The following is a 22,649-nucleotide window of genomic DNA, read 5'->3' as shown; positions in this document are numbered from 1 at the left end:
CCGAGCTGCGTAATCATTTCCACCATTTCATCTTTCGTCACGCCATGGGCTTTGGCCGTGGCAATGTGATATTTCAGGGAGCTGTCGATAATACCCGAGCCGATAAGGCCTGATACGGTAATAAGGCTGCGGTCATGAAGGGACAGCTTGTCATTGCGCGACCACACTTCGCCAAACAGGATATCATCGTTATAGCGGGCAAAGTCCGGCGCAAAATCGCCCAGCCGGTCCCGCCCGGCTGTCTGGACAACCTTTACGGCCTGCTGCTGTTCTGTATCATTGTTTGCCATTGTTATTCCTCCTAACGCACATATATTTGTCAGCACGGCAGCCGTCACCGCTGCCAGGACACAGGTTTTCCACTGCTGTTTCACAAACATCTCCTCCTTTATAAACTGGCCCCCAGCCGGTATGCCTGGTCTGGAAAGGGCGACCGTTCGATGAGCGAGCGGGCACCGCAGCCAATGGCCAGTACCTTGCCCCGGTCGTTCCACTCCATGTATCGGACCAGCGTATCATAGTGGTCAACCAGGGCAGTCATGGTCCAGTCCGCACTGTTATAGGCCGTAGCCATCAGAATGGACTGTTTGCCGTGCAGGCGGCCTGTTCGCGAATAAAAGCGGTCGACGACGGTTTTGAGCTGTGCCGACATGCCGTAGTAATACAGGGGCGTAATAAGGGCGATCATGTCCGCTTCCAGCATGTGCGGCATGAGGTTCTGCTGAATGGCATCATTGAAAATACAGTCGCCGTCCATGCCGCAGTGATCGCATCCCTGACAGGGATGGGTATCTTCAAAGGCCGCATTAAATCGAAATACCGTGTGCCCTGCCGACTGAGCGCCTTCGATAAATTTATCTGCCAGTAAGGCTGACGTGCCGTTGCGGTGCGGACTGCCTGTAAGTACAACAATATTCATGTTCTTTCCTCCTCCTATGCGGCCCGCTGCAGGTGCGGCACTGGCCGATTCTGTCAGTATGGTGCCGCAGCCGCTTAAAAACAGGGTCATCAGACCGGCACCGGACCACTGCAAAAACTCTCTGCGATTCATAGTGTATCTCCCTCTGCAGCTTCGCTGCGTTCCAGATAAATCGTTCCTGTCAGTTCCGGAACCTGTTCGGTCCCTTCTGTCACCTGGCCCAGAGAAAAGAGTTTATCATTTTCCCTGAAAGGGCCGTAGAAAAAGACGACGTCTCCCCAGGGCCGGTAATAGGCTACTACACCGGTTCCGGGACTGGCCAGAGGCGACTGCTCTGTTGCCAGGGACTGGGGCGGGTAAAAAATCTTTTCATTGTTGCTGTAATTTTCTATATCTACTGTCAGGGGCAGCTGTGCATACAGCGACTGGGCAGCAGGGCTGCTGTTCAGCTGCACACGAAGCACGTGTCCCTGTTCATCGGAAACGCGGATGACCGGACCGCCGTCTGTCTGGGCCATCGTGCCGGCCTGTACCGGTGGGGACGGCGAAGGTCGTCTGCCGTCGTCTGCTGACATCGTACAGGCTGCAGCCGACAACACACAGGCAGCAGCGGTACTGAAAATTGCAAATCGTTTTATATTCATAGGATAGTATACCTCCTCCGTTCTCCCCCATGCCGGACGGACTGCGGCTATACGGCAGCTGGCGGCATGGCCACGCTGTTGGTCCGTACGAGGAGAGAGGTCTCATAATGAGCCAGCTGAAACTCTGCTTCTGCCACGGCTGCTTCGATGCGGGCCCGCTGCTGCAGAAGGTGCTGTCTGGCCCGGACCAGCATGTTCCGGCGGGTCTGTTCCGTTGCCGCTCCTTCTCTGGCCAGGCTCATGTACTGCTGAATATCTTCCAGGGACATGCCGCTGCCTTTCAGGCTCTGAATGAGCCCGATATACTCGATATGATAGGTACTGTACTGGCGGACGCCATGGCCATTGCGCGGCACTGCCGGCAAGATTCCAATGCGTTCGTAATACCGCAGCGTATCTTCTGACAGCCCTGTCTGCGCTGCCATTTCCCGAATAAACATGGTTTTCTCTCCTTTCCGTTACGTCGTCAGGACCGGTTCCTTTCCCTGCTGAATCTGATAGCGCAGGTAATCGAGGCGGTCCAGTTGCTTCTGACGGACGTGAATATCATCGACGACCTGTTCCCGCAGTGCCCGGAGCAGCTGCAGCCGTTCCGGCGCCGTATTCCGGGCCGCCAGGAACAGCTCCATGTACTGCCGCACGCCGTCTCTGTCAAAGCCTACATCGCGCAGGGTCAGCATCATGCTCAGGCGGGCAATATCGCCGTCATCATACGGGCGGTTCCCGTACCGCTGCTCCCCGTCCCAGGCCGGCCGCCACTGTTCATAATCGGAAAGCAGCTCTGCCGGAATCTGATAGCGTTCTCCTGCTTCTTCTGCCGTCATAGGACACCTCCTTTTCCTTGCTCCTTTCGGCTACACCCTGAGTATACTGGCTGCGGCCCGGTCTGTCTAATGCTTATCTTCTTGCCTGAAACATACAGTTCAGGCATATTTCGGACCGAGGCCCCTGGGCAGACAGACAGGCCCTCTCCGTTATGCCGGCAGGAACGGCCAGATTGCGGAAAAAGAAGGGAAAGTTTCGGATTGACAACCGTAGTGATTAGTGTTATTATTTTTTCTGACAACAAAACGAACCATTCATCCAGAGCAGCAGAGGGACTGGCCCGATGAGGCTGCGGCAACCCCCGTTTGGGAAGGTGCCAATTCCAACGGAGTGTTCCGGCAGATGAAACGCAGTGCAGCGCACATAACCGTCATCTGTATGGCGGTTTTTTTGTTGCCTTTTCGTTACCAAGGAGTTGATACTGTGATTACATTGGAAAATATTACCAAAACCTACGATGGCAGCGCCACGGTTCACGCGCTGAAAGGGATTAACCTGACCATCGAAGACGGGGAAATTTTTGGTATTATCGGCAAAAGCGGCGCCGGCAAATCGACCCTCGTCCGCTGCATCAACATGCTGGAACGGCCGACAAGCGGCCGCGTCATCATTGATGGCCAGGATATGACGGCCCTCTCCGATTCCCAGCTGCGGGCGGAACGCAAAAACATCGGCATGATTTTCCAGCATTTCAACCTGCTGTCTTCGCGGACCGTCTTTGACAACATCGCTTTCCCGCTGGAACTGGTCAATACGCCAAAAGAAGTGATCCGGAAAAAAGTAGACGACCTGCTGGAACTGGTCGGCCTGACGGACCGGCAGCACAACTACCCGTCCCAGCTGTCTGGCGGGCAGAAACAGCGTGTCGGCATTGCCCGGGCTCTGGCCAGCGATCCGAAAATTCTCCTGTGCGACGAAGCCACATCAGCTCTGGACCCGCAGACGACCAAATCGATTCTGGAATTACTGCAGGATATTAACAAACGCCTTCATATTACGATCGTCATCATTACCCACGAAATGGCCGTCATCAAGGAAATCTGCAACCGCGTCGCCGTCATTGAAGGCGGCGTCATCAAGGAAGAAGGCCGCGTTGTCGACGTCTTCACCAATCCTCAGTCTCAGACGATGAAGGATTTCGTCAAGTCCGTCATCAACATGCAGCTGCCCGCAGGGATTGCCAAGATGGGCATTACCGATCAGCCCGCACCGGACCGGAATGTTCTCGTCCGCCTGCGCTTCAAAGGCTCGGCTACGAACGATCCCCTCGTCGCCGCCATTGTCCAGAAGTTCAACACCTATGTCAGCATTCTGTACGGGAACATCGACTACATTCAGGATGAACCCTTTGGCTACCTTATCATCGTCATTATGGGCGATATGGAAACACAGGCCAAAGCACTGGCATATATCAAAGGATTACCCATTGAAAGCGAGGTCTTAGGCTATGTCCCCAGAAATCATTAAGTTAATGCTCCAGGGCATTCAGGAAACGGTCTTCATGGTCGCTGTTTCCACGGTCATTGCCGCTATTATCGGCATTCCCCTCGGCATCACCCTGGTTACGACCAGCAAGGGCCATATTCTGGAAAACCGCGTCGTCAATCAGATATTAGGCACAATTGTTAACATTATCCGTTCCATTCCTTTCATCATTTTGATGGTAGCTATTATTCCGCTGACCCGGATCATTGCCGGTACGTCTATCGGTACGACGGCAGCCTGCGTGCCTCTGACCATCGTGGCTATCCCCTTCCTGAGCCGACTCGTGGAAACATCGATCCGCGACGTCGATTTCGGCCTCGTCGAAGCAGCAGAATCCATGGGAGCCACGCCGTTTCAGATTATCCGCAAAGTCCTCATTCCCGAAGCACTGCCGACGATTATCAACAACATTACGGTGCTCATCGTCAACCTGATCGGTTCTTCGGCTATGGCCGGTGCCATCGGCGGCGGCGGCCTCGGCGATATTGCCATTCGCTACGGGTACCAGCGGTTCCGTGCCGACGTCATGTTAGCCACTATTATTATCCTCATTGTCGGCGTCAACCTGATTCAGGCAGCCGGCGACTTTGCATCGCGGAAAAAGAATAAAAAATAAGGGAAAAGGAGTGTTTTCTATGAAATCAATATGGAAGAAAGCAATAGCTGCAGCCTCTATTGCAGCCGTATGCGTCTTTGCCGCCGGCTGCGGCAGTTCATCGGACACTGCCAGCAGCAGCAATGGCTCGACGGTAAAGAAAGATATTACTGTCGGCGTTACACCGGGCCCTCATGCGGACATTATGGAACAGGTCAAGAAAGAAGCGGCCAAAGAAGGCATCAACATCAAGATCATGGAATTTTCCGACTATGTTACGCCTGATATTGCCCTGGCCAACAAGGAAATCGACATGAACTCGTACCAGCATAAGCCTTATATGGACAACCTGGTCAAGGACAAGGGCCTGAAGATTACGGCCATTGGCAATACGATTCTCGCCCCCATTGGCCTGTACTCCCATAAGATCAAGAGCCTGGACGAAGTAAAAGACGGCGATACCGTCGCCGTGCCGAACGACCCGACCAACGGCGCTCGGGGCCTGCTGCTCCTGGAAAAAGCCGGCTTTATCAAAGTAAAAGAAGGCGTACAGTATCCAGCCGTTGCCGATATTACGGAAAATCCCAAGAATCTGCACATTCAGGAACTGGAAGCAGCCCAGATTCCCCGTTCTCTCGATGATGTCACCTTTGCGGCTGTCAATACCAACTACGCTCTGGAAGCGGGCTTAAATCCGGTAACGGATGCCCTGCTTCGGGAAGATAAAGAATCGCCGTACGTCAACATTCTGGCTGTCCATGAAGACGACAAAGACAATCCGGTACTCAAGAAGATCGTCGATATTTACCATTCCGACGTCATTAAGAAGTACATTGAAGAACACTACAAAGGCGCCTTCATTCCGGCATTCTAATCGGATACGAGAGCCAAAAGAACTGTTTCTCCGGAAGCAGTTCTTTTTCTTTACCTCAGTTTTGCGCCGTACTCTATCTTTTTCAGTATGCTAATGATATAATAGTTAAGTTACATAAAGGAGGACTACATGTTAGAACAATTTAAAAACTTACATATTAGCGATGTCATCATTCAGGCCCTGAACGAAATGGGCTTTGAAGAACCTACACCTATTCAGGCAGGGGCCATTCCCGTCGCCATGTCCGGCCGCGATATGATCGGTCAGGCACAGACCGGTACAGGCAAAACGGCAGCTTACGGCATTCCTGTCTTGGAAAAAATATTAGCTGCCCCGCCTTCCAAGGACATTCAGGCCGTCATTCTCTCGCCGACGCGGGAACTGGCCATGCAGGTAGCCGAAGAATTAAACCATCTGGCCCAGTTTACGTCCATTCAGGCCCTGCCCATTTACGGTGGTCAGGATATGGAACGGCAGCTGCGCCGTCTGCGGAAATGCCCGCAAATCGTCGTAGCCACGCCGGGCCGTCTCATTGACCACATGAAGCGCGGCACGATCAACTTGGGCCATATTTCGACCATCGTCCTCGATGAAGCTGATGAAATGCTGGATATGGGCTTTATTGACGATATTAACCTCATCATGTCGGCTACGCCGTCTACGCGGCAGACTTTGCTCTTTTCCGCTACTATGCCCAAACCGATTCAACAGCTGGCCGAAACGTTCCTGCACGATCCGGAAATTGTCCGCATGAAGGCCAAAGAAGTAACGATCGACCTCATTGAACAGTCTTACATCGAAGTACCGGACCGCCAGAAATTCGACGTTCTCTGCCGCCTCCTGGACCTGCAGGAACCGGACCTGGCCATCATCTTCGTCCGGACCAAACGTCGTGTCGATGAAGTAGCTGAAGCGCTGAAAAAACGGGGCTACTCGGCAGAAGGGATTCACGGCGACCTGACCCAGGCCAAACGTGATTCCGTCATCCGCCAGTTCCGGGAAAAGACCATCGACATTCTCGTCGCAACCGACGTCGCCGCCCGCGGCCTCGACATCAGCGGCGTAACCCACGTATTCAACTATGACCTTCCCCAGGACCCGGAAAGCTACGTACACCGCGTAGGCCGTACAGGCCGGGCCGGCCAGAGCGGCGAAGCGACGACCTTCGTCATTCCCCGGGAAATCGATCATCTCCGGGCTATTGAACGGCTCATTAAACGGCGTATTGCCCGCCGCAAAGCTCCAACCTTCTCGGAAGCCCTGGAAGGAGCTCAGCAGGCTGCCATTCGCCGTCTCGTCGAAACGACGGAAGACGAATCCAGCACCGGCACGTATCGGGCCAATGCAGAAGAACTGCTCACCCATTTTGATTCTGTAGCGCTCCTTTCGGCAGCCATCAAGCTCCTGACGAAAGAACCGGACACAACGCCCGTAAAGATTACGGAAGAAGCACCGCTGCGCATCTCCCGGGCCCGGCGCCAGCAGAATGGTAGCGGACGCCGTGACGGCCGTCGTCGCCGCGATGGCGGAGACCGCCGCCGCAGCGATGGTGAACGAAATGGCGAACGCCGTCAGCGCCGTCATTTCTCCCCCAAAAACCGGAGCGATGAAGGCAGCTCCAAGCCCAAACAGCGGAAAGAACCGAACCGTTCTGTATTCAAACCGTATTTTAAAGACTAATCTGCATACGAGATACGAGGCTGTCGCAAAGGCGACGGTCTCGTTTTTTCATCTTCAAAAGTCTCCTGCTCTGACAATATTCTCATCACACATGCCGGTCGCCCACAGGCCGTTGTCCGTCTGCAGCAGAATCCACCCTGTCTCTCTGCCCGGAATATCAGGAAGAGTTGCGAATCAGCTGCTTGTCTGCCTGCAGGCCGGCCAGACGGCCTATGGACTCCCTGTGATACCGTATGTCTCAGGCTCAGGCGGCGTATACCCCAGGTCGGGAGGCGATGGCCCTTCTGACCGTTCCGCGTAAGGGCTTATGCATTCGCTTACGCGCAATGGGTTCCGTCACGGGAGTGAGAGTATACAGGGATTGTCCCGGGCGGACGGTCAAAGGGCTGTCGCTTCCCGGCCCCCTGGTATGATGGGGAGATCCACGGCCTGTGGGCGACCGGCATGATGGATGAAGAATCTTACCAGACTGAGATACTAAGGGCTGTCGCCTCCCGGCCCTCCAGTATAGGTGATGAAAATATTGCCGGACGCGAAAAAGCCACTCCCCTATGAGGAGAGCGGCTTTTTCTTATATGGGTATATTGGTTGTGTCCGTGAATAAAAGGATTATTTGCCCGTAAACGTAGCTTTCCGTTTTTCAACGAAAGCACCCATGCCTTCTTTCTGGTCTGCTGTAGCAAAGCAGAGACCGAATACTTCGGCTTCATAGGCAATACCGGTGATGACATCGCAGTTAATGCCGCGGTTGATGGCAGCTTTGGCGAGCTGTACGGCAATCGGTGCGTTTTTGGCAATTTTCTTAGCCAGGGCATTGACAGCGTCCATCAGTTCTTCCTGAGGAACGACTTTGTTGACCAGGCCGATGCGATGTGCTTCCTGAGCGTCGATCATGGCGCCAGTGAAGATCAGTTCTTTGCCGTAGCCGCGGCCAACGACACGGGGCAGACGCTGTGTGCCGCCAAAGCCCGGCGTAATGCCAAGGCCTACTTCAGGCTGACCGAATTTAGCGTTTTCCGATGCATAGCGAATGTCGCAGGCGCAGGACAGTTCGCAGCCGCCGCCTAAAGCAAAGCCGTTAATGGCAGCAATAACCGGCTGCGGCAGGTTTTCAATAGCCGTAAAGGTATCCTGACCAACCTGGCCCCAAACGCGGCCTTCCACAGCGTTCTTCGTGGACATTTCGACGATATCGGCGCCGGCAACGAAGGATTTGCTGCCAGAACCAGTAATGATGACAACTTTAATGTCTTTATCGACGGCAATTTTGGCTACGACATCTTTTAATTCCGTAACTGTTGCCAGATTCAGTGCATTCAGTGCTTTTGGACGATTAATGGTAATCGTGGCAATCCCGTTTTCAACAGTGAATATAATGTTCTGATATTCCATGGTTCTAACCCTCCTGATAAATAGATAACAGATACAACATAGTCATAGTACAAACAACGGGCGTGATTTCTCACGCCCACTGCCTGTGAAATACAAATCGCTTAATACATTCGTATGTACTTGGTCAGATTCCACGCGCAGGTGCTTAAGCTGCACGCATACAGGTCTGCTTATTTGCTGTAATCGTAGAAGCCTTTGCCCGTTTTGCGGCCGAGGTAGCCAGCATTAACATATTTTTTGAGGAGCGGGCACGGACGGTATTTCGGATCGCCGAAGCCTTCGTACAATACTTCCATGATATGGAGAACAACATCGTTGCCGATGAGGTCGCTCAGAGCCAAGGGGCCCATGGGATGGTTGAAGCCCAGTTTGCAGACCGAGTCGATATCTTCTTTCGAAGCAACGCCTTCCATCAGAGCCTGAATAGCTTCGTTGATCATGGGGATAACGACACGGTTGCCTACGAAGCCAGGGAAGTCGGCTACTTTAACCGGCGATTTGCCCAGTTCGACAGACAGTTCCTTTACTTTTTCGAAGGTGTCGTCCGACGTAGCGATGCCGTTGATGATTTCGATCAGTTTCATAACCGGTGCGGGGTTGAAGAAATGCATGCCGATTACTTTATCCGGCCGTTTCGTAGCAGCGCCGATCTGGGTAATAGCCAGGGACGACGTGTTGCTGGCGAGAATCGTATGGGCCGGGCAGAGTTCGTCTAATTCCTTGAAGATAGCCGATTTGATTTTCAGATCTTCAATGGCAGCTTCGACAACGAGGTCGATATCTTTCATGTTTTCAGCCGTACGGGTTACAAAGCCGGAAATGCGGGCCATCGTTGCATCTTTGTCGGCCTGGGTCATTTTTTCTTTGGCAACCAGTTTCGTCAAAGATTTATCGATTTTGGCCTTGCCGCCTGCAACGAATTCGTCTTTAATATCGTTCAAAACAACTTCGCAGCCATGTGTAGCGAATACCTGAGCGATACCGGAACCCATTGTGCCTGCACCAATAACCATTACTTTTTTACAAAACATGTTGAACTCCTCCTTATTAGCGTGATTTTTTTCACGATTTCTTGTTCGCGAAATCACTGCTTTAATTAACTAAGATGCACTGCTTACATTCATTAGTATAACACGTTTTCCAAAAAAAGCTACTGAAAAATAGGTTTTTTTCTAAAAAAATGCATGAATCGTATGCATTTTTCGCCTTCATAGAACAAGTCAAGTGCGTTTTCATCATTATTCAATAACAAAAACGCACTGGACTATGTTACATTATGAACTTTTGTTATGCAGCTTTTTGGTATTTTTCACAAATTATACAGAAGCCCTTTCGCCTTCGTTCAGCGCTGCCAGCAAGTGACGGCGGCGGCGGTAGTGACGGCGGTACAGGTCCGTATGGTCCCGATCAGGATGGAAGGACTGGCGGATGACGAGCTGCCGCTGGAGGGCCTGTTTCAGATCGGCAATATCTCCGACACCGTAGGCAGCGACGATGCAGTTTGTCGGCACAGCACCGCCAGCAACTTCCAGCGTAACCACTTCCGTGTCGAGCATGTCGGCTTTAATCTGATTCCACAGGGCATCGCGGCTCCCCCCTTCCGTAATGGTAAGCTGCGTCAGATTGATGCCAGCTTTCCGGTAGCGGTCCGTAATTTCCATATAATCGTAGCCAATTCCTTCCAGGACGCAGCGCCACAGGGCTCCCTGATCGGAGTCCAGCGTCAGCCCCGTAAAAGTGCCGCGGACGCGGGGAAATTCGCCGTTGCCGCCGGTCAGATAGGGAATGAACAGGGCGCCGTCACAGCCGGCAGGATGACGCTCTGCCAGCGCATCCAGCTCACCGTAATAGGCATCGTCTTCTCTGCGGGCAATGCTGTCTTTGAACCAGCGCAGGGCCAGTCCTCCGGTCCGGACCATGCCCCAGTAGAAATAGGTCCCCGGCAGCGTGCCGGAATTGAAGATCAGATTGCTTCCCGGCACGGACAGTTCGGGAATAATGCCGTCTGTGGCGGCGCAGAACATGGCGCACGTCCCGGCTACGTCGACAGCCCGGCCTGCTTCCAGAATGCCGCTGCCCATCATGGATTCCATCGTATCACCGGCACCGGCGCAGATGGGAATGCCTGCAGGAAATCCCGTTTCCAGGGCATCGGCTTCGCAGAGGGTGCCAATAATATCCCAGGGCTTCACGATGCGGGGCATGTACGATTCGTCAATACCCAGAATGCGCAGCTGCTCGGAAGACCATTCCTTGCGGACTACGTCATAGCCCAGGCCCCAGCCGGACATGGCACCCCAGTCGATAAAGGCATCCTCCCCCTTCAGGCCGGCCAGATGCATGAGAATATACGGGCAGTTATGGACGAATTTAACGCCCCGTTCCCGAAATTCCGGCACATGCCGCAGGAACCAGCGGGCAAACATGGCGGGAAACATAATATTCGGTTCGGCATTTCCCGTTTCTCTGGCCCATATGTCCAGGTTCTGACGTTTCAGCGCCTCCACGTCGTCTGCCGTGCGGCTGTCCAGGTAATTGACGTACGGCGTCAGCGCCTCTCCGTCTGCATCGATGCCGGCAATGCCGCAGATAATGCCGTCGCCCATAATGGCCCGCACTGCCGTGACGGGAATCTTCTGTTCCCGCAGCTGATAGCTGCACGACCGCATGCACTGCTTAATAAGCCGATAATATTCGTCAACATCCATCTGCACCCAGCCAGGCTGCGGATAGGTCAAGGTCGTCTTGGCCGTATCCATGGCCACGCAGTGCATGGCACTGTCGTACACGGCAACTTTTACACTCTGCGTTCCTGCATCAAATCCCAAATAATACCGTTCTTCCATCATTCTTCCTGCCTTTCTCCCAGTCCCGAGGCAAACAAAAAAGACTGGCAAGCCAGTCTTTTACGCACGCATACGGAGAAGGACGCTGAAAGGAACCCTTTCGCGCCATCCGTCTTTTCTCATCCAGACTATACTGTCGGTCCCGGAATACCACCGGATCAGCTCCCTTGCGGAAGGTTGCGGACTGTCACCGCCGGTCAGGAATACGAAAGGAACTCCCTTCTCACCATGCCTCAAAGACGTACTGTATAATATGCAATTTTTATATATTCATAATACTACAGGCGAATGGAAAAAGCAAGGGACTTAATAACATTCCTTCACAATGCCGCCCAGAGAATCGACCAGATCTGCTGTTGATTTTTCGGGCTGCGGAAACCGGGTCATTCCCGTGGCTCCTTCCACGCAGGACAGAAATTCGTTCATACTGTCTTCGATGGACTGCAGGGTCCGGCTGTCGACGTATTCCAGGACAGCCACGTCAGGCTGCTCATACCGGGAAATGTGTGTTTCCAGCCGGGCCAGGGAACAGACCGGCCCACCATGACCGCGTGCCTGACTGTAAGCCAAGATGACCCGGCACTGTTCAGCCAAATCTTCCGGCTGCGGCTGCGACGGATCGTCCCGGCAGATCTGCTGGAACCACCGGCAGACGACGCCTTCAAAAAAAGCATACAAACTGAGCAGTGCCGACCGTTCATACCGCCGGGCCAGGAAATCGCCCTTGACGGTTCCCTTCTCCCGCTGCAGCGCCGCCCGCTTTTTAAAAGCCCTGTAATCTTTCCACAATTCTTCATACACCGATATGCGCAGAATATCCATATCGCCATTTTTAAAAACCGTTACATTAAAGGTTGATTTCATGCTTCTTATCGTTCCTTACTATTGTCGCCGTGAATCTGCAGCAGATCCGGATCTTTTTCAGCCATCCGGTCCAGAATCTTCGTATATCCGCCGCTGCCGTATACGAGACAGCGCTTGATCCGGCTGATCGTGGCCGTACTGGCGCCGGTTTTGCGGACAATATCTTCGTAAATATCGCCGGCTTTCAGCATGCGGGCCACTTCCAGGCGGGCAGCAATGGCTTTCATTTCCTGAATGGTACAAATATCTTCAAAAAATTCATAACATTCGTCAATCGTCTTCAGCTCCAGAATCGCCGTGAACAGCTGATCATGAAGGTGATCTTTCAGTTTTTCATTGGCACTCACAGGCAGTCATCCCCTCTGCTTTTATCCTTTATCACACAAAATTTATATTTATTATAAGCTACTTTGACCGCAATGTCGATAGGAAACTTACATGGCAAACAGGTCGATCTGTTCGTCTTCCGGCAAGTCGCCCAGACATCCTTCGGCAGCCATCAGTTCGATAGCCGGCTGCGGCACTTTGCCGCGAATCCGCAGATCTGCCTTGGAGCTGAACGGTTCTTCTGCCCGGGCCTGGACGATCTGTTCGGCCACACTTTCGCCGAGGCCGTCAATAGCCGTAAAAGGCGGCAGGATCTTGCCGTCGCAGATGGTAAACTTCGTTGCATCGGACTTGGCAATATCGACGTTCAGGAAGGAATAGCCGCGCAGGCTCATTTCGACAGCCAGTTCCAGGGCCGAATACAGGTCCAGTTCGATTTTGGTCGCATTTTTTCCCTTGGCAGCAATGTCCTTCATGGCCTTGCGCTGCCCTTCCAGACCGTGAATCATGGCCGACAGCTTGAAGGCTTTGGCCCGAATCGTAAAGTACGCGGCGTAGTACGCCAAAGGATAATTGATTTTAAACCAGGCAATGCGGAAAGCCATCATAACATAGGCTACAGCATGGGCCCGCGGGAAGAGGTAGCCGATCTTATGGCATGAATCGATAAACCACTGGGGAATATGGCCTTCTTTCAGCTCTTCTTCGTAGTTCGTCGTCTTCTGGCCCAGCTTGTTCAGCTTGTCAATGCCCTTGCCTTTACGGACGTTTTCCATGACTTTAAAACTCGTCTTGGGCTTAATGCCGTGCTGAATCAGATAGTTCATAATGTCGTCACGGGTCGAAACGGCTTCTTTCAGCGGTACCGTACCGGACGTAATCAGGTCCTGGGCATTGTTCAGCCATACGTCGGTGCCGTGGGAAAAGCCGGAAATACGGACCAGTTCAGAAAAGGTCCGGGGCTTCGTATCGACGAGCATTTTGCGGACAAAGGATGTGCCAAATTCGGGAATGCCCAGGCTGCCTACTTTGGAGCCCAGATCTTCGGCGGTCACGCCCAGTGCTTCAGGCGAGCAGAACAGGCTCATCGTCTTTGGATCGTCGAAGGGAATCGTCTTGGCACTGACGCCGGTCATGTCTTCCAGCATACGGATAACCGTCGGATCATCGTGGCCGAGAATATCCAGCTTGACCAGGCGGCCTTCAATGGAGTGATAATCAAAGTGGGTCGTAATGATGCCGCTGTCCTTCTTATTGGCCGGATACTGGACCGGCGTAAAGTGATGGACGTCCATATCGCGGGGAATAACCATGACGCCGCCGGGATGCTGGCCTGTCGTACTCTTGACGCCGGTGCAGCCGCTGACCAGGCTGTTGACATAGGCTTCATTGACGCGGAGACCCCGCGCTTCGGCCCATTTCATGACATAGCCGTAGGCCGTCTTATCCTTGACAGCGCCGATCGTGCCGGCACGGAATACGTTGTCCTTGCCGAACAGTTCTTCTGTATACTTATGCGCTTTGGGATGGTATTCGCCGGAGAAATTCAGGTCAATATCAGGGACCTTGTCGCCGTCAAAGCCCAGGAAAATAGCAAACGGAATATTGTGCCCGTCTTTGTGCAGCTGGGCGCCGCATTTGGGACATTTCTTGTCAGGCAGGTCGAAGCCGCCGCCATATTCGCCGTGTGTGAAGAATTCGCTGTACTGGCAGTGAGGGCAGACATAGTGAGGCGGCAGAGGGTTGACTTCCGTAATATCGGACATGGTCGCCACGAAGGACGAACCGACAGATCCACGGGAGCCGACGAGGTAGCCGTCATCGTTGGAGTGTTTAACCAGTTTATGGGCAATGTAGTACAGCACGCCGAACCCATGGCCCAGAATAGACGTAAATTCTTCTTCCAGCCGGTCTTCGACGATTTTGGGCAACGGATCGCCGTAAATCTGATGGGCCTTGTCGTAACACATGTTTTTCAGCGCTTCCGACGAGCCGGCAATCTGCGGAAAGTACAGCGTTTCCTTGGGCACAGGCCGTACGTCTTCGATCATGTCGTTGATCTTGTTGGGATTGGTAATGACTACTTCTCTGGCCCGGTCCTCACCGAGATAGGAAAATTCTTCCAGCATTTCTTCCGTCGTGCGCAAATACAGATCAGGCTGATACTGGGCGTCTTTAAAGCCCTTGCCGGTCATGAGGATTTCGCGGTAAATCTTGTCTTCCGGGTTAAGGAAATGAGCATCGCATGTAGCGACAGTCATCTTCCCCAGGTCATCGCCGAGACGCAGAATGGTGCGGTTAATATCCCGCAGTCCTTCTTCATCGGCTACGAGGCCTTCGCGCAGGAGAAACTGGTTATTCGTCAGGGGCTGAATTTCCAGATAGTCGTAGTAGGACGCAATTTTTTTCAGCTCTTCATAGGGCAGCTTCTTCTGCACCATGGACCGGACCAGTTCGCCTGCTTCACAGGCCGAGCCCAGAATGAGGCCTTCCCGGTATTCATTGAGGACGGCCCGGGGAATGCGGGGACGGCCGCGGTAAATGTATTTCAGATGGGAAATGCTGACCAGGCGGTACAGATTGCGGATGCCGACCTGGTTTTTGGCCAGAATGATGATGTGGTACGAATGATCAATAGCCGTATCGAACAAGTACCCTTCCATGCCGTAAATGACTTTGATATTGTTCGTCTTATCCGTGGAAATTTCCTGAAGCAGCGGAAACGACTGGACCACGCCGTGATCGGTAACGGCAACGGCCGGATGGCCCCATTTCTTGACGGTCTTAATGAGCTGCTTGACCGTAATGAGGGCGTCCATGTCGCTCATGACCGTATGGAGGTGCAGCTCAACCCGCGGCGTTTCGCTGTGGTCTTCCCGTTCTACTGATGCGCCTTCATCGGCCATCATGTCCTTGACGCTGAACACGTAGTCATTGACATAGGTATCGTAAATAACATCGCCGTGAATACGCACAAAGGCGCCGACACTCATGCGCTTGGTCAGGACGTCGTACTCGTCAGCCGTGAGCGCGCTTTTGCGCCGGTACTTTCCGCCGCCGCTGCCGCCGACTTCCAGGAACTGCCGGGCCGAAATACCATTGCCCGAATCGGCAATCTGAAAGGTCATGAGAATCCGTTTGGACTTCAGTTCGCGGAATTCTACTTTGACGATTTTCCCCTTGACGATGACATCATTTCGTTCTTCGCCGACAATATCGTTAATAGGCAGGACGTCGCCGCTGAACCGCTTCCCCAGCCATACGCCGTCATCGCCGGTGCCGGCGCCACCGGCCTTTCCGCCTGCCGAACGGCTCGGTTTCTCTTCTCCTTCGGCAGCCTTGCAGGCTTTGCGGTAGTCGTCATCATACAGCTCGTCATCGGTCTCATAAATGTCTTCGTGAGGAATACCGTAGCCGTCCATATCATCCATGGAAACATTGGCAATTTCCTGCAGCGGATCGGCATCACAGGGCGTAAGGGGCATATCGCCGCCGTGATAGACTGATGTGACCGTGTGTTCTACCGTCACGTCGCCGACCAGGGACAGGCGCTGCCGTACCTGACGGCGCAGCAGTTCCCGGTCTGATACGTCCTGCGGCGCCTGGGTAATGACATGCCAGTGCTTTCCTTCATTCATGGCGCATATTTCCTGCACACATACCTGCTGTCCCGATGTGAGGGGAACGAAAATATCCTGTTTGGGAACAATATGCCATACTTTCATTGCATTTCTATCCTTTCTGCACGCTCCTGCCGTGCCGGCTATTCTTCGTCAGCTGCATAAGCCGTATCATCGGCGGCTGCGTCGTCTGCTGCCACAGCCCCGTCATCGACCGGCAGCGCTGCAGGCTGGAACATATCATGCGGTGCGTTAATCAGTATATCCTGGGGTTGCAGATCCGACGTCTGTACCGTTTCCTGAGCGTCAGGCCCATTGGTCTTGATGATTTCGTCATTCGGCGCGTAATGTGACACAATCGTATCGGTATACTTGTCGCCGTCCGTATAAGCAACGGTGCGGCGAATGGTAATATCGTGGCCGTCATAGCCTTCCTGTTCCCGCGTGTCAGCTGTTACAGAATCGTCGTGTTTGTGAATGACCTGATGAGGCAGATTCTGCAGGCTTTCCGTCTGGAACGAAACAGTGCATGTATCAGCATGATTGCCCAGGACATAGGTCGTAATGGAATTGGCATCCGTTACGGTATAAATATACACGGGATGACGGAAGGGATTGGAAAAGGCAAAATCCAGGGAATCATCGGCTACAGTCGCATCCATACCGACAGGCACATACGCTGCCGGCGCAAAATGAGGTGCCCTGCTGGCAATAAACAGGCCGGCCCGCAAAACGGCATTAAACAGGGTCGTGCTGACCTGGCAGACGCCGCCGCCGGCATCGGGGACGAGTTTATTGTCAAAATATACGGGCGCATCTTTATAGCCCTGATCGCGGGTCCGTTTGCCGACATAGGAATTAAAGGAAAAGTCCTTCTGCGGCTGCACAAGGGCATAATTCAGCTTTTTCTGGGCAATGGCAATGTTTTCATTGCGGTCTTTGTTCGTATCGTCGAAATGGGTCGTATAGTACGACAGGACCGTGTCGATTTCCTGCAGGTCATCGGCCTTGACATCAGCTTCTTCCCGGGACTGTACCGGCGCATCTACCGTGTCCAAGGTTCCCTGGACCAGCTGGTCCTTTACCTTTGACTGGAGAGCTTCCGTATTAATGACGATGCGGGCCTTTTCGGGATGAATGGAAACGGACTGCAGGTCCCCGGCCGGTGCGGCATAGGCATTGACAGGTTCCTGGTCATAGGCATCGTGAATTTCCTGAAGCCGTGCGTCCAGCTTATCCTGGTCTACGGTGACGGACAGGGGCACATTCTTGCCGTGAAGCAGGACGTCAGCCACTTCTTCTACGCGCTGCCAGGGCATACCACGGCGTCCCGTCAGATACAGTTCATCAGCAATCTTTTCCCGGTCAAAGCGCACGTTCAGGTCATCGAGCTCGATTTTTTCGTCAATATCCCGGCCAATGACCGGAATGGCCCGGCCCTGCAGCGTATCTTCCCGGTCATCAAGATACTGGCGCACGTCTTCTTCGGTCATGGCCTGTACGGGCTGGCCGTCAAAAGTAATGCGCTGTGCCGCTGCCTGCTGAGCAGCAAAAAAAGCAGCGAATCCGGCAATGACCAGCATAACTGCTCCGCCGCCGATTCGCTTCCACGGCGTGGCTTTTTTGTGAATATGATGCTTTTCACGATACCGCCGCCGGTATTCCTTCATTCGTTCTTTTCGTTGTCTTTCTGCTTCGTCCACGCTAATTCCTTCCTTTATATCCGCAGTACAGGCAAATCAGGGGGGCCATGTCGCTCACGGCGGCAGTGCCCCGGCGAATATTGCGCTGCAGGATAAACAAATTATCCAGTATATCGTAAAGCTCTTCGATTTTCCAGTATGGCGCCGCTTTCTGCAGACGATACAGTACGTACCGCACGCTGCGGCCTTTGTTGATTTTCGTCAGCACCGCTTCCGTCTGATGCGGCCCCATGCCGGCGTGCTTTAACTCTTTATAGGCCAGGAGCAGCCGCAGTCGGGACAGCATAAATCCCGTATTTTTCAGGAAACTGTCCTGCCGGGAAAAGAGTCCCTCAATAAATGGAATGGCATGCCTGCCGTCACGATGGAGGAAATACTCCGTAAAGGTAAACAGATTCTTTTCCATCGTGCCGGAAAACAGGTCTGTCAAGTCGTCAGGACCGACAGTCTTCTGCCTGTCATCGAGAGTAATACAGACCTTTTCCAGCTCGGAAAACACATAGGTCAGGGGGATTTCACTCCACGTCTGAAAGAGGCTGCGCAGGTACTGGACAGCAGGCTGGGTCAGCTGCTTTCCTTTTTCTGCAAAAAAATCGACAATATACGGCATGACGTTCTTTTCCGTCACCGCCTCGCCGGCAAAGACCTGAGCCAGAGGTTTCAGCTGCTTGAAGAAGGCACAGCCCGTATCCAGATTGCCTTTTGTATAAAACAGGACGCCTTTCTGCGGATCCAGGCCGGACAGCTTCTGCAGAAACCACGTTTCGTCTTTCGTCAGCTTACTCCGCGACCGGCCGCCCCGCTTGAGCGGCAAAAAGGGACAGTCCTGCCAGACCGTAATTCCGCCGCCGCCAAAGAGGCTCTCCCCTTCAAAGGATTCGACGACGGAAGCAGTCACAGCATCTTTCGTAAAGACCTGGACATCCCCTTCTCCGCCGGCCCGGTTCCGGCAGGCTTCCAGAAACTGGCGCCGCTGCCGTTCCATGAGGTATTCTTCCGTGCCATATATAACTGCAATGGATTTCATCTGTCGTCACCGCCACAGGTAAAAAATGTCCACATTCCCCGGCGGTATATGCCGGTAATCTGCCCGTCTTCACCGGGAGAAAAACAGGGAATATCGTATAGTTCCGCCCCTTCGCGCCACTGGATATAGCCTTCGTTCCGCCCGGCCTGATCGTGAAGAATAAGGACCGGTGCCTGAGACGGAAACAGGGCCAGCGACGGGTCTGGCAGGGTCTGAATTTCCAGCGGGCCAGCCTGACGGGCCTTCCCGTCCCACCGGTCATACAGGCCATAGGGCATGGGCCCTGCTGTAAGCTCCTGACCCGGCGGCTGCGACAGAATCCGGCACGGTTCATCCAGAATAAACTGGGACGCCAGCTGGGCTGCCCGCGTTTCCCCATCATAGCCCCAGACCGTGCAAGATGCCAGGCGGAACACACCTTCATAGCGAAGAGCCGGCGTCAGGACCGTCAAAATTCCCTGGGGATTGGCCCATTGGCTACCATTATACCACAGATGAGCAGAACTATCATCATATATGACGCAAGTCGCCTTGTCCCGTCCCAGATCAAAGACATACACTACTGCCTCAGGCCGCTGCATCCGTCCCCATACACTGGACAAGACGATGAGCACTGCCGCTGCCGAGAGCAGTCTGCGCCGCCACATCGGCAGAAGGACAGAGGCCACGGCCAGATACCAGGAGGCTATAACCGGAACGGACAACGCCCCGGCCCAGTACCGGCTGTGCGGCAGGGCAGCGAGAAAGGCATTCCCCTTGACGGCTGCTGACAGAAGCGGCGAAATCACGGTAAGGACGGCCTGGCCCACAGGCTCGCAGACGATGCCGCACACGGCGGCTATCAGCCCCAGGACAATAGTCACGTCCAGGACAGAACCAATGAGGAAATTGGCCGGCACAGCATAGACCGGTACAGATGAAAAATGAGCCAGCAGCAGGGGCAGCACCAGTACCTGCGCACAGAGACAGACTGTCATGCTGTCGGCAAGGACCGCAGGAAGGCGGCTGACCAGAGGCCGGATACGCGGCTGAAAGAGAACGATGCCGGCCGATGCGCCGCAGGACAGCTGAAAACTGATATCATAGACGCTGTAAGGACTGTGCCAGACCATGGCCAGCACAGCCAGGCCCAGAGCCTGGGCGCCGATATATTCCCGCCGGGCCACCAGGCTGTAAGCACTGATGATGCCCATAATGGAGGCCCGGATGACGGGGGCAGAAAACTCGGCCATGGCCCCGTAGACAAGGACAAAGGCCGCTGAAAGAACGAACAGGGCCCCGGCCTTCAGCCCTGCCGCCCTGCCAGCCAGCTGCACTGCCGACAGGAGCAGGGCAATATGAGACCCCGACACGGACAGAATGTGAATCAAACCGGTCGTGCTGAAGCTTTCGATCAGCTCCGGCGGCAGCTTGTCGTAGTGTCCGCCAAAGAGCAGGCTGCTCAGCATGTGGGCATGGTCCGGCGACAGGACGGCCTGGAACCGTTCCGTCATCTCGCGGCGCCGCTGAGCCAGCCAATGGCGCCACCCTGACGGCCCGGCCAGGACGGTGCCGCTCTTTTCGTCGTCACTGTAGGCCTTCAGGAAAATGTCTTTATTCCTGTCCCGGTGGAAAGTATCGTATCCACCCCGGTTGTGGTAATACGAAATGGGCTTCACGACGCCCTGAAAGGCCACGCGTGCCGACGGCTGCCACTGATCATTCGCAGGAACCGTCAGAAATAGGCAGCCTTCGCCGCGGCGCACCTGGTCATCACCGGCATAGGCATACTGCTCCAGCGCTACGACATACCGCGTCCGCTCACCCTTTTCCGACTGGTACGAATAGCCAGTTTCCTGGATGGTCCCTTCCATCTGAATAGCCGCGCCGCCCAAATAATGAGGGAGCCTTTCATACTGCTGTTCGGCCCACTCCATGCGGGCCGCTCCCAGAAAACAGGACGCCAGGGCCAATGCCAGCAGAAAGGGATAGGTCCGGCGCCTCACAGCCACGCAGGCCAGCAGAGCTGCGACGGCGGCAAGGCCCCATCCGTACAGGGGAAGCAGCAGAAAACGGCTGGCAGCAACCATACCGCAGCAGCAGGCTGCTGCTGCAAGAAGTCCGGCGTAGATCATACGGTGACCTTATCTTTCAGCTCGCCGTATTTGGCCGGACCAATGCCTTTGACCTTCTGCAGGTCTTCGACAGACGTAAATGCGCCGTGTTCCTGCCGGTGCTCTACAATCCGTTTAGCCATGGCCGGGCCGATACCGGGAAGTTCGGCCAGCTTCGTCTCGTCCGCTTCGTTGATATTGATGCGCCCATCTGCATCGGTGCTTCCCACGGCAGGAAGGCCATTCAGATCATAGGGAACATGAATCTGCATGCCGTCTTTCACTTCTTCGGCATAGTTGACGGCTCCCACATCGGCATAAGCCAAGGCGCCGCCGGCTGATTCCAGGGCCTCGCCAATGCGGACAGGCCGTGGAAAGGAATACAGTCCCGGATTGCGCACAGCACCGCTGATGTAGACATAAACAGACTGCGGCACCGGCGCTTCAACACGGACAGCCTGCGGTTCTGCCGCCGTCTCGGCAAAGGGCAGGCCCTGGTCATACACGAACCACGCCGCCAGGGCAATCAGGGGAACAACCAGTATTTTTCTCACAGCAACTCCTCCTCAAAAAAAGATTCATTGCCAACTCTTTCGCCAACCAGAAGCCCCGTTCCTGCCCAACCTCCAAAACTTAATCCATTCCTAATGGAGCTTTAATGTTGGGATAATGTAGGTTAGTTTTTGAGGTATTTGTCCTGCAGTGTTCGTACCATTTCGATGTACAGGGATTTACATGCATCAAACTTCTTTTCTTCAATATATGTCAGGCACCGCTTGAGATAAACATTCCAAATATGTTGGTAAACAATCTCGCACTGACGCTGTGCCTGAATCTTTTCCACAATAGCAGGCGCCACAGCATAATATTCCTGAATCAGAGCCGGTCCATCTTCCTGCAAAGCCAGCCACTGATCCCGAAATTCCCGAAAACGGGTCAGCTCATAGTAATGATCTCCCTTTTTCAGAGAACCACAAACAGCGGTCGTAATAAAGCAGCCCGATTTCTTCGGCACAGCAGACGTATTTGCCTTTTTGTCAGGTTCGTTAGTCTCTGCCGATTTTTTCGCAGATTTAGGAGCTATACGCTCTATTTTATGACGGCAGGCTTCCGCTTTTCCCCAGTCAGCGTTTTTTTCGTACCATGCTGCAGCCTTTTCATACCATTCGGTGGCTTTCTTGATATCTTTCGCTACTCCATAGCCTTTTTCATAATATTCACCAAAAAGGAATTGTGCTTCTGCGTTTCCCTGCTCTGCTGCTCTCTCAATGCATATTACTGCTTTCTGAGAATTGCGAGCTACGCCATAGCCATTTTCATAGGCCACACCCTTTTTATACAAATCTTCAGGGTTCAACCTGGCTATTGTATCATAAAACTTAACTTTCTCCAGGAAGTCCTTCGCTTCTACATGGCCTCGCTCTATTGCTTCCTCAATACTGGTTTTCTGATGATCTTGATTGATTATATTCGATCCACTAGACTTAACTTTTTTCAATCTAATCTTAGCTGCCGCATGTCCTTGGCTTGTAGCTTTTTCAAGCCAATTTATCGCCATAATATCATCATGAACCACACCCCGTCCAAGATGATATGCCAATCCAAGTTGATACATGGCATTGATCTGCCCTTGCTTTGCAGCTAACGAATAGAACTCCATTGCATTCTTATAGTCCTGTTTTCTTTCATACCATTCACCTAAACGATTTTGCGCTTCTGCACAGCCTTTTTTTGCCGATACTTCAATATATGCCA

20 protein-coding genes and 2 riboswitches are annotated in these 22,649 nt (G+C 53.5%); of the genes, 4 read left to right on the top strand and 16 right to left on the bottom strand.

Translation table 11 applies throughout. The annotated features are described in order from the left end of the window. The 5 genes from Q3886_RS01665 to Q3886_RS01645 form a co-directional block, all read right to left on the bottom strand. A partial coding sequence (locus Q3886_RS01665; RefSeq protein WP_301859425.1) for a carboxymuconolactone decarboxylase family protein occupies window positions 1-290 on the bottom strand: 290 nt, incomplete at its 3' end. A gap of 98 nt (window positions 291-388) precedes the next feature. Beyond that, window positions 389-1,051, bottom strand: a complete 663-nt coding sequence (locus tag Q3886_RS01660) for a flavodoxin family protein (RefSeq protein ID WP_301859424.1) — start codon at window positions 1,049-1,051, stop codon at window positions 389-391. After that, window positions 1,048-1,563 carry a cyclophilin-like fold protein gene (locus Q3886_RS01655; RefSeq protein ID WP_301859423.1) on the bottom strand — a complete coding sequence of 172 codons (516 nt, stop codon included), beginning with the start codon at window positions 1,561-1,563 and terminating at the stop codon, window positions 1,048-1,050. The genes Q3886_RS01660 and Q3886_RS01655 overlap by 4 nt, the downstream gene beginning before the upstream one ends. Before the next feature lie 47 nt (window positions 1,564-1,610). Continuing rightward, window positions 1,611-2,003, bottom strand: coding sequence for a MerR family transcriptional regulator (locus Q3886_RS01650; protein WP_301859422.1), 393 nt, complete (start codon window positions 2,001-2,003; stop codon window positions 1,611-1,613). 18 nt (window positions 2,004-2,021) lie between these two features. Further along, window positions 2,022-2,387: a MerR family transcriptional regulator gene (locus tag Q3886_RS01645; RefSeq protein ID WP_301859421.1), complete on the bottom strand. Its 366-nt coding sequence runs from the start codon at window positions 2,385-2,387 to the stop codon at window positions 2,022-2,024. Window positions 2,388-2,639: 252 nt separating this feature from the next. Then, window positions 2,640-2,737: riboswitch (SAM riboswitch) on the top strand. Window positions 2,738-2,811: 74 nt separating this feature from the next. On the opposite strand from Q3886_RS01645, the gene Q3886_RS01640 reads away from it, so the two are divergent. The 4 genes from Q3886_RS01640 (at window position 2,812) to Q3886_RS01625 (ending at window position 7,022) form a co-directional block, all read left to right on the top strand. After that, on the top strand, window positions 2,812-3,855 hold the full coding sequence (locus Q3886_RS01640) for a methionine ABC transporter ATP-binding protein (protein WP_301859420.1): 1,044 nt from the start codon (window positions 2,812-2,814) through the stop codon (window positions 3,853-3,855). Next, a complete protein-coding gene (locus tag Q3886_RS01635; RefSeq protein ID WP_301859419.1) occupies window positions 3,836-4,489 on the top strand; it encodes a methionine ABC transporter permease in 654 nt (217 codons plus the stop codon). The genes Q3886_RS01640 and Q3886_RS01635 overlap by 20 nt, the downstream gene beginning before the upstream one ends. 19 nt (window positions 4,490-4,508) lie before the next feature. After that, entirely contained in the window at window positions 4,509-5,342 is an 834-nt protein-coding gene (locus Q3886_RS01630) for a MetQ/NlpA family ABC transporter substrate-binding protein (RefSeq protein WP_301859418.1), read from the top strand. A gap of 129 nt (window positions 5,343-5,471) precedes the next feature. Continuing rightward, window positions 5,472-7,022 (top strand): DEAD/DEAH box helicase, encoded by a 1,551-nt coding sequence (locus Q3886_RS01625; RefSeq protein WP_301859417.1) that lies wholly within the window; start codon window positions 5,472-5,474, stop codon window positions 7,020-7,022. Between the two features lie 609 nt (window positions 7,023-7,631). Here Q3886_RS01625 and Q3886_RS01620 read toward each other — a convergent pair. The 11 genes from Q3886_RS01620 to Q3886_RS01570 all read right to left on the bottom strand — a co-directional run. Then, window positions 7,632-8,414, bottom strand: a complete 783-nt coding sequence (locus tag Q3886_RS01620) for a short-chain-enoyl-CoA hydratase (protein WP_301859416.1) — start codon at window positions 8,412-8,414, stop codon at window positions 7,632-7,634. 170 nt (window positions 8,415-8,584) lie between these two features. Further along, window positions 8,585-9,445, bottom strand: a complete 861-nt coding sequence (locus tag Q3886_RS01615; protein ID WP_301859415.1) for a 3-hydroxybutyryl-CoA dehydrogenase — start codon at window positions 9,443-9,445, stop codon at window positions 8,585-8,587. A 285-nt stretch (window positions 9,446-9,730) separates the two neighbouring features. After that, a complete protein-coding gene (locus Q3886_RS01610) occupies window positions 9,731-11,263 on the bottom strand; it encodes an FGGY-family carbohydrate kinase (RefSeq protein WP_301859414.1) in 1,533 nt (510 codons plus the stop codon). A gap of 104 nt (window positions 11,264-11,367) precedes the next feature. Beyond that, window positions 11,368-11,505: riboswitch (FMN riboswitch) on the bottom strand. Between the two features lie 61 nt (window positions 11,506-11,566). Further along, window positions 11,567-12,124, bottom strand: a complete 558-nt coding sequence (locus tag Q3886_RS01605) for a hypothetical protein (RefSeq protein WP_301859413.1) — start codon at window positions 12,122-12,124, stop codon at window positions 11,567-11,569. Window positions 12,125-12,129: 5 nt separating this feature from the next. Then, on the bottom strand, window positions 12,130-12,471 hold the full coding sequence (locus tag Q3886_RS01600) for a YerC/YecD family TrpR-related protein (RefSeq protein ID WP_301859411.1): 342 nt from the start codon (window positions 12,469-12,471) through the stop codon (window positions 12,130-12,132). 87 nt (window positions 12,472-12,558) lie between these two features. Further along, a complete protein-coding gene (locus Q3886_RS01595) occupies window positions 12,559-16,176 on the bottom strand; it encodes a PolC-type DNA polymerase III (RefSeq protein ID WP_301859409.1) in 3,618 nt (1,205 codons plus the stop codon). Between the two features lie 38 nt (window positions 16,177-16,214). After that, a complete protein-coding gene (locus Q3886_RS01590; protein WP_301859408.1) occupies window positions 16,215-17,774 on the bottom strand; it encodes a VanW family protein in 1,560 nt (519 codons plus the stop codon). A 1-nt stretch (window position 17,775) separates the two neighbouring features. Beyond that, the gene (gene holA / locus Q3886_RS01585) at window positions 17,776-18,801 is read right to left on the bottom strand and encodes a DNA polymerase III subunit delta (RefSeq protein WP_301859407.1); all 1,026 of its coding nucleotides are present in this window, start codon (window positions 18,799-18,801) and stop codon (window positions 17,776-17,778) included. Next, window positions 18,798-20,915: a ComEC/Rec2 family competence protein gene (locus tag Q3886_RS01580; protein ID WP_301859405.1), complete on the bottom strand. Its 2,118-nt coding sequence runs from the start codon at window positions 20,913-20,915 to the stop codon at window positions 18,798-18,800. The genes holA and Q3886_RS01580 overlap by 4 nt, the downstream gene beginning before the upstream one ends. Continuing rightward, window positions 20,912-21,448, bottom strand: coding sequence for a ComEA family DNA-binding protein (locus Q3886_RS01575; RefSeq protein ID WP_301859404.1), 537 nt, complete (start codon window positions 21,446-21,448; stop codon window positions 20,912-20,914). Before Q3886_RS01575 ends, Q3886_RS01580 begins: the two co-directional genes overlap by 4 nt. A 122-nt stretch (window positions 21,449-21,570) precedes the next feature. Further along, window positions 21,571-22,649 (bottom strand): tetratricopeptide repeat protein (locus Q3886_RS01570; RefSeq protein ID WP_301859403.1); only part of this gene is annotated, 1,079 nt, incomplete at its 5' end.

The sequence above is a fragment of the uncultured Megasphaera sp. genome, from assembly GCF_958350005.1.
Taxonomy (GTDB): Bacteria; Bacillota; Negativicutes; order Veillonellales; family Megasphaeraceae; genus Megasphaera.
This window is presented reverse-complemented; position numbering and strand designations above follow the sequence as displayed.